Here is a 17,208-nt window from a genome sequence, read left to right as displayed (position 1 = left end):
GGAATGAATCGGACTATTTTAATGAAGAATTACAGGCTGGCACTGTATCTCGGTCTTGCTATGGCCTCACCAATGGCACTGGCACAGAAAAAAGATAAAGATACGGTAAAGGTCAACAAAGAAAAAACGGATAAGACAGAGACCTCTTCCTCAAAGAAAACCAAAAAAATTGAAGATCTGATCAAAAAGGGAACCTATAAAAAAGGACTCTTTAATACCATTCAGGTAAAGACGGATATTTATTTTGAAATACCTGACAGTTTGATGGGACGTCAGTTTTTGGTGGTTAATAAACTTTCTCAGGTACCTATGCAGGTGAATGAGGCAGGTTTAAACAAAGGAATGAACTATGAGAATAAGGTCATCTCTTTTTACCGTGATCCTGTAGCTAAAAAAGTATGGGTAAAAACGGTGGTTCCTAAAGTGTCATCCCCTAAAAATGACGCCATTACAAAATCTGTGAAAGATAACTTTTCAGAATCTGTGATTGAAGTCTTTGATATTGAAGCACAAAACAACGACTCTACGGCTGTAGCCATTAAAGTGAATAAAGTTTTTGATGGAAATCAGAAAAGTTTTAATGATGTTTTGGCTAATGTAGGATTGGGAGGATCTGTGAAGTCAAGTCTTTCTTACATAGAAGGAGTGAAAACATTTCCCAAGAACCTTGTGGTGAAGTCTCAATTGTCTACTTCTGTCAATGAAGGTGGTGTGGATCTTCCGGTAACTTTAGGCGTTACAACCAATCTGGTTCTGCTTTCTAAAATACCGATGAAACCAAGAGTATCGGATTCAAGAGTAGGATTTTTCTCCGAAAAACACTGGTCGTTTAATGACAACCAGCAAAAAATGGATGAGAAATTCTTTATTACCAAATGGAATCTTGAACCGAAGGACGAGGACAAAGAAAAATATTTAAAAGGAGAGCTGGTAGAGCCTAAGAAACCGATTGTTTATTATATCGATCCGGCAACTCCAAAACAATGGCGTGAGAAAATCATTGCCGGAGTACATGACTGGCAGGCGGCGTTTGAGCAGGCAGGATTCAAAAATGCAGTGATTGCGAAAATGCCGGATGAGAAAGATGAAGATTTTGATATTGATGATGTAAGATATTCTGTGATTACTTACGCCGCTTCGCCAAAGTCAAATGCAATGGGACCTTCTGTAGTAGACCCGAGAAGTGGGGAAATTATCGAAGCGGATATCATCTGGTGGCACAATGTAATGACTTCTCTTCATGACTGGATGAGAATTCAGACAGGGCCTATTGATCCTAAAGCAAGAGGAAATAAATTCAGTGATGAACATATGGGGGAAGCCATCCGTTTTGTTTCATCCCATGAAGTAGGACACACTTTCGGACTGAAGCACAATATGGGAGCATCCTTTGCATTCCCGGTAGAGTCGCTTCGTTCCAAAGAATTTACAGACAAAATGGGTGGTACGGCACCTTCCATTATGGATTATGCCCGTTACAATTATGTAGCTCAGCCGGAAGATGGCGTTACAGCAATCACTCCGAAAATCGGTCTTTACGATAAATATGCTATCGAGTGGGGGTACCGTTGGTATCCGGATGAATTCGTAGAGAAAAAAGCACTGAAAAACTTAATTGAAAAACATGAAGATGACCCGATGTACTTCTATGGAGAGCAGCAGAGCTACCTGGAAACCATTGATCCGCGTTCGCAGTCTGAAGATTTAGGTGATGATGCGATGAAAGCCAGCGAGTACGGAATCAAAAACCTGAAAGTGGTAATTAACAACCTCCTGAAATGGACGTATGAAGATGGTAAAGAATACACAGATGCCGGAAAACTTTATCTGGGCGTGATCGGGCAGTGGGATTTGTATACAGGTCATGTGATGGCAAATGTAGGAGGAATTTACCTGAACAATACTGTTTTTGGTAACAAGAAGAAAGCCTATGAAGCTGTTCCTGCAGAAATTCAGAGAAGAGCAGTTGATTATCTTGTTAAAAATGCCATCAACCTTCCGGAATGGTTATTCTTTAATCCGATTACAGAAAAAACGTATCCGGTTAAGGATTCACCAATGGGACCATTCGAGCAGACACCATATACCATGGCAAGAGGAATGCAGTATGCAAATATCTATTCTTTGTTTATGGATGACAGATTGTTGAGGTTACTTGAAAATGAGCTGAAACATCAGATGTCTGGCTCTAAAGAAGAAATCTATACGGTTGAAAATTTATTTGATCAGGTTAGAACTGCCATTTTCAGTAAAAAAGGAAGCCTTACGATGCTTGAGAAAATGACTCAGAAAAATTATGTTGATGCTTTGATTGTCTCTGTGAACAAATTATTTGAAAAAACAGCAGTGAAAGGATTGAAAGTAGATGATACTTTGAATATGCCTACCATCTGTAATTTTCATGAAGATGATCATGGTTTGAGGAATATCAATTATTCATCCATGAAAAGAGTATCTGAAGTGACAACTTACAAGAGAGCAGAACTTCAGAAAGTTCTGGATTTACTGAACAGAACAAGGTACAGAGGTGATGATGCTTCCAGAGCACATTACACAGATTTAATCATTCGTATACAAGAGGCTTTAAACAAATAAATGGCAATGAAAAAAACTCTAATACTTTTACCTCTTTTGGCTGCTAATATAGCAATGGCCCAGCAAAAGAAAACCATCACCGGGAAAATAGAAGACGGAAATACGTCTCAGGTTATCACCGGTGCATCTATAAAAATCGAGACCCAATCGGTGTCTACAAAAACGGAGTTGGAAGGAATTATCGAAAGCGTATCAGTAGGTACGGTGACAGATAAGGACGGAAAATTTATATTGGAAATCCCTACTGATACAAAAACGGTATTGGTAAGTTATCCTGGGTATGAATCCAGAGTCATTCAGCTGAATGAAGGACAGACCAACTATACCATCAGACTGACTTCTGAGATTTCGGATAAAAATAAAATCCAGGAAGTTATTATCACAGGGTATCAGAAAATTGAAAAGCGTAAGCAGACCTCAGCGGTTTCTACCGTGAAAATGGACAACATCAGCCAGGCTGGTGTTGCCAGTGTAGACCAGATGCTGGCAGGGCAGATTGCCGGTGTGGCAGTAACTCCTGAAACGGGAGCTCCGGGAAGTCCGGCGAAGATCAGAATCAGAGGGACAGCTTCCCTTTCCGGTCCCCAGGATCCGCTATGGGTCATTGACGGTCTTCCGTTAGAAGGAAATGATGTTCCTAATTTTACGGATAAAGACAATATTGATCAGCTCCAGAACTTCTCTATCGCAGGCTTAAACCCTAACGATATTGAAGATATTACCATCCTTAAAGATGCAGCGGCAACAGCTATTTATGGAGCAAGAGCAGCCAACGGAGTTATCTCTATCACCACCAAAAAAGGAAAGAAAGGAAGTCTGAAACTGAACTTCTCAGCAGACACTTTCGTTACCTCTCGTCCTGATTTTGATAAATTAAATCTTTTAAATGCTTCTGAAAAAGTAGATCTGGAACTGATGCTTGCCAAGCGCGCAGATCTTACGTACCGTGCCGATAAAGGAGAAGTAATGAGAATCCTGACTCAGAATAACCAGCTTGATGCTTTCAGAAACGGAGGGTTTGATGCTTTGAACTCATTCACACGCCAACAAATTAACGGTTTAAGAAATAACAATACAGACTGGGGCAAACTGTTATACAGAAATGCCATCAACAAACAATACGGATTAAGTGTTTCAGGAGGAAGTGATCGCGCAGATTACTATTTCTCCCTGGGATATTATGATGAAGAGGGAACAACTATCGGGACAGGTTTTAAGCGTTATAACCTTACTTTAAAAAACAATTATAAACTAAGCGATAAGTTAAATGCAGGAATCTCTATTTTCGGAACGCAGAGCGAACGTACATCTTTTGTAACAGATGCTGATGCTTCAATCAACCCCGTGAATTATTCAAGAAATGCCAATCCTTACATGAAGCCATTCAATGCGGATGGAAGCTACAATTATGATAGAGATATGGATGGTTTTGAAGATCGTTATATTCCTTTTAACTTCCTTGAAGAAAGAGAAAATACCAACTATTCACTGAAAAATAACTCTTTGAAAGCAATTTTAGATTTAGAATATAAAGCTTCAAAAAGTTTAAGATTTACTTCTCAGTTGGGACTTCAGTATGATGCTAATAAAACAGAGAAATTTGCAGCGGAGAATACCTATTTTACCAGAAAAATGAAAGAAAATACCCGTTACTACAAAGACGGTAAATACAATTACTTTCTGCCGGCTGGTGCGGTAAAACAAAACTGGGATAATGATTTCTTCCAGTACAACTGGAAATTACAGGCGGCATATAGCACGAAGATCAATAAGCATGAAATTGATTTGATGGCAGGAACAGAAATCCGTAAAACAGAGGATAATACAACCATCACGAGAGCTTTCGGGTACGATCCTGCGACAAGAAGAGCCACAGCAATCGTTTTCCCGAATTCAAGTTTTGCAGCTGATAAAAGATATGAAACCTACCGTGAAGCAGCTCCTATAGAGAATGCCTATGCATCTATGTTTGCTACAGCTTCTTATACGTATGATCAGAAATATACATTCTTTGGAAGTGTGAGATATGACGGTACTAACCTGTTTGGAGTTAACAAAAAGTATAAATACCTTCCGATATGGGCCGTTTCAGGATCATGGCTGGTAACGAAGGAAGACTTTATGAAAAATATTTCTGCTGTATCTAACCTTAGATTGAGAGCATCTTACGGTCTTCAGGGAAATATCGACAGAAACACCTCACCATTCTTTATCGGTGAATATAATGATGCCACCATTCTTCCTGGAGGAAAAGAATCCATTATCAATGTTCTCAGCCCTCCTAACGATAAACTGAGATGGGAAAAAACAACCAATACCAACTTAGGTCTTGATTTGGGATTGTTTAATAACCGTGTAAGCCTTACCGCTGATGTCTACAGCAGAAAAGGTACGGATATGATCAGTATGAAAGAAACTCCTTTGGAAACAGGATTCGAATATACGATGATGAACTGGGGAAGCCTGACTAACAAAGGTTTTGAACTGGCGATATCTACCAGAAATGTCAATCATGATAATTTCAAATGGACGACTACCATTAACTTTGCCCACAACAAGAGCAGAGTATTGAGTGAGCAGCCGCGTGATAATGCATTGCTTCCATCAAGAGAAGGACTTCCGGTAAATGCTGTCTTTGCTTTGAAAACTGCAGGAATGGATGAACAGGGAAACCCATTATTCTGGAAAGGAGATCAGAAGATTTCAGCAGCAGAATTCTTTAAGTTATATGATGTGTATGCAGATTTCCTGCCAGGGCAGCTTGTTGATACCAAACTTTCAAATGCTGAGCTGAGAAGCCTGTTTACTTATGTAGGAGACAGAGATCCGAAATTTACCGGAGGGATTATCAACACCTTTAAAGTAAGTAATTTTGACCTTACCATCTCTGCAACATTTAACCTGAAGCAGACAGTAATGAGAACGCCTTCTTACCGAGGTATGGAGTTAGACAGAGGAAGAAACTACACAAGAGATATTTATGAAGCTGGAGGTTCGCTTCCGGGAATTACAAGTCCTGATATGGAAGCTAACCCGGACGGATGGATGGCCAATAAATGGTTTACAGGAAACCGTTCCAATGCCTACAGCTTACTGGATGTATGGGCAAAAGAGATCAGCTATATCAGAATTAGCAGCATCCGTTTAGGGTATACACTTCCTAAAGAATTTACAAATCCGATGGGGATCACAAGTTTGAGACTGAGTGTTGAAGGGCGTAACCTGTTTGTATTCAGCAACGGATACAAAGGATATTTCGATCCGGAAACGTATGGTAATATTTATGCACAGCCTATCACCAAGTCGGTGACCGTAGGATTTAATGTTTCTTTTTAAAACTTGAGAAAAATGAGAAAAATTACAGCAATCATAGCTCTTGCAGCAATCAGCTTTATCAATATCGGATGTGACAGGTTTCTGGATATTCAGCCTGAGGGAAAAGTTATTCCTACCACAGTTGAAGATTACAGAAAAGTACTTACATCTGCCTATTCAAAATATCCTGTTCATAAATCTCTGGTAGCCCTTCGTACCGATGAGGTGAATATTGATGATAATTCAACGGATTTTATTTCCTATCGTGAAATTGCGATGTGGAAAGACGCTAATAATGATCAGGCATCTACAGAATTTCCATGGGTAAGCTTTTATTCCGTGAACTTTTATCTGAATCAGATTATCAATGAAGGAAGTAAAACCATGCAGGATTCTCCTGAAAAGAATCAGATTTTAGCAGAGGCGTATGCTCTTCGTGCTTACCTGTATTTTGATATGGTGAATTTATATGGAAAACCGTACAATAGTGCTACAGCTTCTACCGACAGAGGCGTTCCGATCAGTCTTGAAATCGATCTTGAGCAGGTATTAAAACCATCTTCAGTACAGGAGGTGTACAATCAGGTTCATGCAGATCTTAAAAAAGCAGAAGATCTGATGGTAGAACAGAAACAAGCAACAGGATTGAACTACAGATTTTCAAAAGTTGCATTGCTGGCTTTTGAAGCAAGGGCAGCCCTATATGAAAGAGACTGGAATAAGGCTTTAAACTATGCAGATCAGGTATTGGCAGTAAAAGGAGATCTGAGCAATTTAAATACGGTAAACACACCACCTAACCATTATGCTTCCCCGGAATCGATCATGGCTTTGGATAATACATGGGATAATTCTATAAAAAACTTGTCTTTTGCATCTCCGGAATTGATTTCTTCATACAATACTACGGCAGATAAAAGGTTTGGCATGTGTTTTGAAAAAAATGGTAGTAAGTATAAAGTCACCAAAGGAGGAAGTTTAGAATTCAAAGTGTCTTTCAGAACAGCAGAGCAGTATTTTATAAAATCTGAAGCATTGTTAAAATTGAACAAGCTTGCAGAGGCTAAAGAAACACTTCTGAAAGTAATGAAAAACAGATATACTCCGGATGGATATACTTCAGTACAAAATGCGGTGAACTCAATGGATTCCACAGCATTTATGAACTTTATCCTGGATGAGAGATTCAGAGAATTTGCTCTGGAAGGCCAAAGATGGTTCGACTTAAGAAGAGCAAATCAGAAAAAAATAAGCCACACCATTAGTGGTAATGAGTATATTCTTCAGCAGAATGATCCGCGATATACCATTGAATATCCAATGAGTGCGAAGAAGAATAACCCTAATTTATAGAACTTCATATCAAATTCAATACAGAGGAAACCGCTTGAACTTAATTGTTTCAGCGGTTTTTTTGTACTTTTGCATCGTTATGAAAATTGCCATTATAGAAGATGAACTGCTGGCTGTGAATTATCTGAAAAATCTTTTGGATACACAGAGCATAGTCCCTGTTACAGAGACGGTTATTCTTCGTTCCAAAAAACAGGCAATTGAGTTCTTTGAGAAAGATTCTGCTGATCTTATTTTTATGGATATTCATCTTGGAGATGGAATGAGCCTTGAAATTTTTGAACAGATAGAGCTTTTTAGCCCAATTATTTTCATTACCGCATTTGACGAATATGCCATGAGGGTTTTCAGGCATTTCACCATTGATTACCTTCTGAAGCCTTTCGAGGAAGAAGATTTGCATAAAGCTTTACAGAAATTTATTTCTATAAGAAATAATTTTGATCCTGAACCGGTTCTTAAATCTATTTCATCACTGCGACAGGCAGAAGATGAGGTAATGAAACGCTTCATGGTAAGAGAAGGAAATAAACTAAAATCAATAGACGAGCATAACACTGCCTATTTTTTTGCCTCCGGGAAGTACCTTTTCCTGACCACAAAAGATCATCAGACCTATATTTATGATGATACCATTAAAGATATTATTCAGAAGCTGAACCCTGAAATTTTCTTTAAGATCAACAGGAAATTTATCATTAATAAAGATGCGGTTTCCGAAATTATCAAGCATTCCAGCCAGAAAGTAGAGCTTAGACTTTCACCGGAACCGGAAGTGAATACTGAAATTTTTATCAGTAAAATGCAAATCGCTGAATGTTTAAGCTGGTTGAATAAGTAATTTTATTTTTCATTTACAGAAATAATCTATCATTTTATTAAAGATTTATCTTGAAGCCAAAAATTCCTCGAAAGATTCTTTTTTCATCATTTAATCTTTTTCTGAGCAATCATTTTCAAATGTGAAAATTATTAACCAAAATAATAAAAAAAAAATCTACTACACCGATACTACATGATTTGTTTTTGTTTTCAATATGTTGTTATTCAGTAATTTGTATAACATGTATCAATTGAATATAATACACTTATTAATGAATTAATAATGATTTTGTAGTAAAATTTTTATTTGCAGCTTCCGCTCTTGTTTTTAAAATTTCACCCACTGTGAACAACCCATAACTTTAAATTAAACCTTATCACATCTTATTATTTTACAAAATTCTGTGATTTTCTGGTCATAAAGAATTGGAACAAATTCATTGTTATCATCATACTTATTTATTTTTATAATATTAAGTGATTGTAAATCAATTGTATATTGTTGTAGTGTATCTTTGTAGTACCTGTTCTTTTTGTTTTTTATTGAAAATATATAAGTTTTGTATAAGGTTTCATCTTATGAATTTGTAGTAATTTTTGTATGAAACTTAAAGTTTGCTTAGAAAATCCCCGAATGTAGATTATAATTTTCAAGATACTTATCCAAAATTTATTAAAGAAAATGAATACAAATCACCACCATCCTACACTTATCATTTTAGCAGCCGGAATGGGCAGCAGATATGGAGGTCTTAAACAGTTAGATATATTTACTCCACAGGGAGATACCATTATAGATTTTTCTTTATATGATGCATTGCAGGCTGGTTTTAAGAAGTTTGTTTTCATTATTCGTGAAAGTTTTGAAAATGAGTTTAAGTCATTAATAGAAAAAAAAATAAAAGGAAAAGCCGAAATAGAGTACGTGTATCAGGAGATTGATCGTGTCCCTCAGGAATATCTAAATGCAGAACGTACCAAACCCTGGGGAACAGGACATGCCTTACTGCTTACCAAAGATGTGGTACACGAAAACTTCGCCATTATTAATGCTGATGATTTTTATGGGAGAGATGCCTTTATGGTGATGTATGATTTTCTAAAAAAAACAGATATCAACTCTTATCATTTTAGTATGATAGGCTATTTACTGAAGAATACGGTTTCAGACCATGGCTATGTTTCCCGGGGTGTATGTGAGGTAGATTGTAATGGAAACTTATTAAATGTAACAGAAAGAACATATATAGAGAAAAGCGAAAACGGGCTAAGGTACAAAGAAGAAGATGAGAGTTTTACAACAATTGAAGAGGAGGTAACAGTATCTATGAATTTTTGGGGTTTCACACCCAGGTGTTTTGAATTTGGCAATGATTCTTTTAAGCGTTTTTTAGAGAAAAACAAAGGGAGTTTGAAAGCAGAATACTATTTACCCACTTTGGTTGCCGACAGTATAGCATCCGGAAAAGTTAACGTAAAATTACTGAAATCTAATGACAGGTGGTTTGGAGTTACCTACCCTGAAGATAAAGAAATTGTACAAAAAAGGATTTCAGAACTAAGAATGAAGAAGCTGTATCCTGAGAATTTATGGGAATAAGCTGGCATTACAATTTTAATGTAAGCATTCAACAGCAGATTCTTACAGGTTTCAACAATTAGGTATAAATTTAATTTTAGCACTTCCCAAAAACCAAATTAATATGTTAAAAAGCACAATAGATTCCTCTACAGGATTCGAGAAAAGATTTGAAAAGATAGAAACAGTTATTTTCACGGATTCGCTTTCAGCTTCAAAATCTGTAGCAAAAGAAATTTCTGATCTTATACGCGTCAAGCAGTCCCAGAAACAACCTTGTATTTTAGGGCTAGCTACAGGGTCTTCGCCCAAGAGCTTATACGCAGAATTGGTACGAATGCACAGAGAAGAAGGTCTGAGCTTCAAAAACGTAATTACTTTCAACCTTGACGAATATTATCCTATGGAACCAGATTCCGTACATAGTTATGTTCGTTTTATGAAAGAGTTATTGTTTGATAAAGTAGATATTCTTTCTGAAAATTATCACATTCCTGACGGAACATTATCCAAAGAAGAAATAGCAGATTATTGTACAGAATACGAACTTAAAATAGAAGCCTTAGGCGGGATAGATTTGCAGGTTCTGGGTATTGGTGGTAATGGTCATATCGGATTTAATGAATCGGGTTCCCTGCAAAATTCCAAAACCCGTCTTGTAGCTTTAGATCATATCACAAGAGTAGCAGCAAGCAATGAGTTTTTAGGACTGTCGAATACTCCCAGAACAGCTATTACATTGGGAGTGAAGAAAATAATGGAAGCGAAAAGAGTAATACTCCTGGCGTGGGGTGAATCTAAATCAAATATTATAAAAGAGTCTGTAGAAGGCCCTGTTACCAATCTAGTACCAGCCTCTTATCTGCAGGAACACAAAAATGCCACTTTTGTGTTAGATCAGGCAGCTGCTCATAAGCTTACCCGAATTAATACTCCATGGCTGGTAGAAAAAATAGAATGGACTGATGCATTAATCCGAAAAGCAGTTTTGGGATTAGCCCAAAAAATAAAAAAACCAATATTGATGCTTACCGATTCGGATTATATAGAAAACGGAATGAGCGATCTGTTGGCAGATAAAGGGCCAGCCTACAATATCAATATTCAAATTTTCAATAAATTACAGCACACCATAACGGGATGGCCGGGAGGTAAACCAGGAGCAGATGATAGTAATAGACCAGAAAGGAAAACTCCGGCCAAGAAAAGAGTTCTTATATTCAGTCCGCATCCGGATGATGATATTATTAGTATGGGCGGAACTTTCATAAGGCTACACCAGCAGGGGCATGAGGTTCACGTTGCTTATCAAACTTCCGGAAATATAGCCGTAGCAGATTCTGAAGCATTGCGGTTTGCCAATTTTGTTTGTGACTACAACGAAATGTTTGGTATAGAAAATAATGCGGCACAAAAGATTTTTGACAAAGCAACCAAATTTTTACAAAATAAAAAAAATAGTGATATAGACATTCCTGAGGTAAGGCATATCAAGGGCTTAATAAGGAAAGGAGAAGCAAAATCCACTTGCTATTATGTGGGAATACCAGACAGTCAGATTCATTTTTTAGAAATGCCTTTCTATGAGACAGGCAGAATAGAAAAAAAACCATTAAGTACAGAAGATATAAAAATTGTAACAGATATAATAGACAAAGTAAAACCACATCAGATATACGCAGCTGGTGACTTAGCAGATCCTCATGGAACACACAAAGTATGTTTAGATGCTGTTTTTGAATCTGTTAAGAATTTAAAATCGAAGGAATACATGAAAGATTGTTGGCTATGGCTATACAGAGGAGCATGGAAAGAATGGTCTATAGAAGAAATAGAAATGGCAGTTCCCCTAAGCCCGGACCAGATTTTGGAGAAACGCTATGGAATTTTCAAGCATCAATCTCAAAAAGATGGAGTCGTATTCCAGGGAACGGATATGAGAGAATTCTGGCAAAGAGCAGAAGAAAGAAACAGAGAAACAGCTGAAACCTATCATAAAATGGGGCTTGCTACTTATGCTGCCATGGAAGCTTTTGTAAGATGGAGATTCTAAAAAATTAAAATTCAATAAACAGGGTAAACAATAATACAAGTTCTGGTAAAGGCCGTAAATGATGTAGAACAAATTTTAAAGGTTAATTAAAGGGCATTATGCCTATATTTTAAGGATATATTGCAGAAATTTTAAAGATTTTGCAAAGTATTTGGGTAGTTGTACTCGAAATTCTTTGCACTTTATTCCATGCTTTGATAAGAAGTAATTCTTCACTAATGCAAAATCTTATCAATCTAATTTAGGTACACCTTATTGTACATCTTTTTGAATTAATTAATGATGGTTTGGGAAGCCTTTCTAAACTTATTCACAATTCTTTTTCTTTCAATCCAAAAAAAGTTGTAAAGCCAAAGATATTGAAGATATCTTTCAATGCTCTTTGGCTTATTATTCATTATTAAAAAAACACAAAACAGAAGCGGGTAAAACATACTTTTTGCGTGAGAAATGTTGCTATGGAACGGTAAAAAGGTTACCTGAAACATTTTGAAAATGAACTCTAAACTTGCTTACTGAAGATTTTTTTAACCTTTAAAAAACTAACCTTAATATTTAATTGTTGATCTATTGGAATAAAGTTAAAGCGCTGATATATTAAATGTTATCGGTGTTTTTGTGTTGTTCTTATTAAAAGTAAGAATTAAGTCTGTCAACCATTATCAATTTACAGGAGGCTTTTTAATAAGGCATATTCTAATCTTTTTCAAACTGGTGGTAAAGGGATAAAAACTGGTGGTTACCAGTATGCAGGTGTGAAGTAAAAATATACATTTGATTAACAAACAGTTAATGTTTTAGTAATAGCCAGTTCCCTCTCAGGCAAAGGAAAAAATAAGAAAAGAGATTAGTAAGAAAGCAACTACTCTTAGGTAAAATAATATCCAATAATAAAATTAATAAAAGCATGAAGAAAAAAAAGATTATTTTGAGTGCAGTTCTAATGTCCTCTATACCATTTGTGTATGCACAGGAAACTAAAAACAAACCTTCGGACACCCTCATGAAGAAAGTAAAAAATGTGGAAGAAATTGTTTTAGTAGGATACGGAAAACAGAAAAAAGGAACTGTTTCCGGATCTATAGCTTCTGTTGACAAAAGGATACTACAGGATCGCCCAACAACAAGTTTAACCGCCAGTATACAAGGTGCTTTACCCGGGGTTACAATTAAATCTTCTTTAAAAGATGTAGGTTCTGTACCTGATTTAAATATAAGGGGAAGGAGTGTTGCAGGTAATTCCCCACTTTATATTATTGATGGAATTCTCTCAAGTGCTGCAGATTTTTCCAGGCTAAGCCCAGCCGATGTTGAAAATATAAGTATATTAAAAGATGCTTCAGCAGCTATCTATGGTACAAGAGCTGGTTATGGTGTCATTCTTGTCGAGACCAAAAAAGGGGGTGGAGGTAAGATGAGTATCAATTATAATATGTATAATGCCTATCAGACGCCGACTTATTTGCCAAAATATGTAGATGCTGTTGAATATATGAAACTGAAAAATGAGGCATATTACAACGCTGATAATAGTGTTGGTCATTTTTCTCAATACAAGCAAGAACAAATAGATCTTACAGCTGCTGGGACAGATCCGGATAGATACCCTAACACAGACTGGTATAAAGCAACTTATAGGAAAATGGCCAATGTGCTTAATAATGAGATTAATGTATCAGGGGGAGATAAAACCCGTTATTTTGCAAGTTTAGGGTATTTGAAACAGGAGTCTCTATCACCCACAAAAGGGATGGACAGATATTCTTTCAGGACCAATACCTCCTCTAAATTAAGTGATAAACTTACCGTCAATTCTAATATATCGTTTATCAAACAGATGATCAATGATCAGGGAGACGATATTAATACTATAGAACTGGCAAGAATAACTCCTACTATGGCATTAAGGCAATCCAACGGATGGTGGGGATCTATGAATGCGGGTAAAGTAGATAATACATTTGCAAAAACCAATCCTGTAAGAAATAACATAGAGGGAGGAGATTCTAAGGTAAATGATCAGAAATTTATGGGGGCGTTATCCGCAAGCTATGCCCCTGTAAAAGGATTAAATATAGATGCCCAAATCAGCTATTCAAACTGGAACTATCGTTTGGGTGAATTTACAAATACACTCAACCCTGTATACAATTTTTTGACTCAAGCTCCTATTGGTGCAACTGCAAGAGCAGTTAATAACTATCATGAAAAATGGGAATCTGATGAATTGCTTAATACTCAGGTCTTTGTAAGTTATGAAAAGAAGATAGCATCACATTATTTTAAAGTGTTGGGAGGTGCTTCATATGAAAACTACACAGATAGAGTAATGGAGGGTAGAAAATCTAATATACCCAAAGATGGATTGCATTCTTTGAGTGCTCTTTCTACTCTTGACGGAACTTTAGATGAATTAAAGTCTAATACCCACCAATCTGCTGTCCAGTCTGCTTTTGCCCGTATTAATTATAATTACCAGGAAAAATATTTTTTAGAAGGTATTATAAGGGCAGATGCATCTTCACGTTTTGCTAAAGAAAACAGATGGGGCTATTTTCCTGCAATTATGGCTTCCTGGAGGCTGGATAAAGAGAATTTTATTAAAAACCTGAATTTTATCAATACCCTAAAGTTAAGAGGTTCTTATGGCAGCACGGGATCTGTCAATACCATTGGTTATTATGACAGCCAAACCTATATGGATAATAATTCTTCAGTTCTGGGGAATGCTATTGTTGGAGCAGTGGTGCCAGGTAAGCTTGGCTTTTCCGGTATTGGATGGGAAAAAATTATCACCAAAAATATAGGTTTGGATGGATCTTTATTCGGTAATACTTTCACATTCTCAGTAGATTTATATAACCGTCTTACTAAGGGTGCATTAATGAGCCATCAATTAGAATATGAAACAGGTGTAATCATGGACAGCGATCCAGTAAAAACCCAAACGCCGCCAATCAATGCTGGTGATGTCGAAAATAAAGGGATAGAAATTACTTTAGGATATAATAAAAATTTTAAAGATGGAGACTTTTATATCAATGCTAATTTTGCTAAAAACCAGAATAATATTCTTTCACTTATAAATAACAAGCCTTTATATGATAATAACTGGATAACACAGGTTGGAGGTTCAATTGGTGATTTCTATGGATACAAAACTGCCGGTCTCTTAACCCAGGAGGATATTAATAATAATTATCCTAAATTATATAACTCTTCTCAGCCTGGCGATATAAAGTATGTGGATATTAATGGGGATGGAGTTATTAATGAGAGCGATAGAACAGTCATAGGAAATGATGTCCCAAGTTTTACCTATGGTCTAAGCATGGGAGGTAGCTATAAAAATTTTGATCTTAGTGTAGTGGGGCAAGGGGTAGCTAATGTTCAGGTATATCTGGATAAAGAATCCTCTCAGGCATTCTTCAATGGTGCAGGGGTAAAACAATATGTTTTAGATAACAGATGGACTCCTGAAAACCCAAATCCAAACGCGTTATACCATAGGATGTTACCGTCTGGAGGAGGAACTCAGAATATAGAAGTTGCTTCAGATTTTTGGCTTTTTGATGCAAGTTACTTCAGAATTAAGTCTGTTACTTTGGGATATTCCCTTCCTCAGAAAACAATCAGTCATATAGGATTGAAAAAATTCAGAATATATGCAAATTTAGAAAATTACTTTACACTGAGAGGAGACAAAAGAGCGAAAGATTTTGATCCTGAAATGGCTAGCGCCCGTTCCACATATCCAAACTTAAAAACGATATCGTTTGGTATCAATGCAACTTTTTAACTTAAAATAAAAACATCTAAAAATGGAAAAAATAAAAATTATATTATTGTCAGTTTCCCTGGCTGTAGTTACTGGTTCTTGTAATTTAGATAGGTTTCCGGAAGACAAAATATCAGAAGAGACGTTTTGGAAAACTGAAAAAGACGCTACTTTAGCATTAAATGGTATTTATGCATACTTATCTGGTGCTGCGTATGAAAATATGTATAATGATAGTTATACCGATAATTCATATGCTCAGTATCCTTGGGAAACAAAGGCTGTAGCTGCTTCTACAGGGGACATACTTCCTTTTACAGATTTCGGATATGACTTTACTACAATTAGAAGGGTGAATACTTTTTTAGAGAATATTGATCAAATTCCCATGGACAAAAATCTTGCTAAAAGATATATAGCAGAAGCAAGATTTATTAGAGCTTTCAATTATTTTGATTTATCTCAGTACTTTGGAGCCCTTCCACTGGTGCAGAAATCAGGTAAATTAGATGAGACCTCTCTTACTCCTGTTTCTGAAGCTGAAATTGATAATTTTGTAACTAGTGAATTAAATGCTATAGAAAATGAATTACCAGCTTTCTACACCTCTGGTCAGGATAAAGGTAGAATAACAAAAGGTGCAGTATTGGCATTCAAAGCAAGGGTATATCTATACACAGGAAAATATAAAGAAGCTTATGAAGCTGCTCAATCCGTAATGAACTCTGGAATTTACGGGCTTTTCAATACAGCTTCGGTAGACACAAGTACAGACTATGACAGCTTTGTTACCTTTACTTCTGCCACAGATAAAGATAATTTTTACAAAGGCTTAAGTAATTATCAGGCGTTATTCTGGGCCAAAAATGAGGGCAGTACAGAATCAATTTTAGAAGCTCAATATGTACCGGATTCAAAAGGAATATACAGCAATTACATGACCCTTCTCCTATTGCCCAATGAAGAGAGTGGATGGAGCTCTATAACCCCAACCATTGATTTGGTAAATGCCTATTGGAAAAAAGATGGAACTGCATTTACACCCCCTTCTGATGCTACAAGAGCTTCAAACTATAATGACGGAAGTCCAAATGATACCTATCTGGACGAGTTTAAAAACAGAGATACCCGTTTATATGCAAGTATTATGCACCCCAATGGACCTTGGTCTTATCTGAAGGGTTTTGGAACAAGCCAGCTGTTCACATGGAGCAAAGGAGGAAACAATACATCGAAAATTGGCTATAACTACAAAAAAATGGCTGATTATAGTTCATTAGATGAAAACTTAATGGCAAGTAATAATTTTATGCTGATTCGCTATGCAGAGGTATTGCTTACTTATGCTGAAGCAAAAAATGAAATGTATGGGCCGGATGCCTCTATTTATGATGCACTAGACAAAATCAGAGGCAGAGTTGGGATGCCAGCAATCAGCAGAACACAGACAAAGGAAACTTTGAGGGATATTATTAGAAATGAAAGAAGAATAGAGTTAGCGAATGAAGGACACAGATTCTATGATATCAGAAGATGGAAAATTGCTCCCAATGTAATGAAAACAGTCTATGATATTACAAATACACAGGTTGCCAAAAGAGTATGGAATGATAAGTTTTACAGATTCCCTTACCCTCAGACTGCGGTGGATTTAAATCCAAAATTAAAAGAAGCCCAGGCAGCAAAAGGGTACTGATTTTTGAAAGTTTTAAT

At 36.5% G+C, this 17,208-nt stretch carries 8 protein-coding genes; all 8 read left to right on the top strand.

Annotated features, from left to right (window positions below; genetic code table 11):
* The first annotated feature begins 21 nt into the window (after positions 1-21).
* The 8 genes from DEU39_RS11005 (at position 22) to DEU39_RS10970 (ending at position 17,191) form a co-directional block, all read left to right on the top strand.
* Positions 22-2,595 carry a zinc-dependent metalloprotease gene (locus DEU39_RS11005; RefSeq protein WP_228436741.1) on the top strand — a complete coding sequence of 858 codons (2,574 nt, stop codon included), beginning with the start codon at positions 22-24 and terminating at the stop codon, positions 2,593-2,595.
* A gap of 6 nt (positions 2,596-2,601) precedes the next feature.
* Positions 2,602-5,931, top strand: a complete 3,330-nt coding sequence (locus DEU39_RS11000; RefSeq protein WP_120232236.1) for a SusC/RagA family TonB-linked outer membrane protein — start codon at positions 2,602-2,604, stop codon at positions 5,929-5,931.
* A 12-nt stretch (positions 5,932-5,943) separates the two neighbouring features.
* Positions 5,944-7,263 (top strand): RagB/SusD family nutrient uptake outer membrane protein, encoded by a 1,320-nt coding sequence (locus DEU39_RS10995; RefSeq protein WP_120231960.1) that lies wholly within the window; start codon positions 5,944-5,946, stop codon positions 7,261-7,263.
* 79 nt (positions 7,264-7,342) lie between these two features.
* A complete protein-coding gene (locus DEU39_RS10990) occupies positions 7,343-8,104 on the top strand; it encodes a LytR/AlgR family response regulator transcription factor (protein WP_062674338.1) in 762 nt (253 codons plus the stop codon).
* A 663-nt stretch (positions 8,105-8,767) separates the two neighbouring features.
* Positions 8,768-9,685 carry an NDP-sugar synthase gene (locus DEU39_RS10985; protein ID WP_120231959.1) on the top strand — a complete coding sequence of 306 codons (918 nt, stop codon included), beginning with the start codon at positions 8,768-8,770 and terminating at the stop codon, positions 9,683-9,685.
* Positions 9,686-9,788: 103 nt separating this feature from the next.
* A complete protein-coding gene (gene nagB, locus DEU39_RS10980) occupies positions 9,789-11,717 on the top strand; it encodes a glucosamine-6-phosphate deaminase (RefSeq protein WP_120231958.1) in 1,929 nt (642 codons plus the stop codon).
* 907 nt (positions 11,718-12,624) lie between these two features.
* Complete coding sequence (locus DEU39_RS10975) at positions 12,625-15,516, top strand: SusC/RagA family TonB-linked outer membrane protein (protein ID WP_120231957.1); 2,892 nt, start codon at positions 12,625-12,627, stop codon at positions 15,514-15,516.
* A 22-nt stretch (positions 15,517-15,538) separates the two neighbouring features.
* Complete coding sequence (locus tag DEU39_RS10970) at positions 15,539-17,191, top strand: RagB/SusD family nutrient uptake outer membrane protein (RefSeq protein WP_120231956.1); 1,653 nt, start codon at positions 15,539-15,541, stop codon at positions 17,189-17,191.
* The last annotated feature ends 17 nt before the right edge of the window (positions 17,192-17,208 follow it).

Source organism: Chryseobacterium sp. AG363, from assembly GCF_003610675.1.
Lineage (GTDB): Bacteria > Bacteroidota > Bacteroidia > Flavobacteriales > Weeksellaceae > Chryseobacterium > Chryseobacterium cucumeris.
This window is presented reverse-complemented; position numbering and strand designations above follow the sequence as displayed.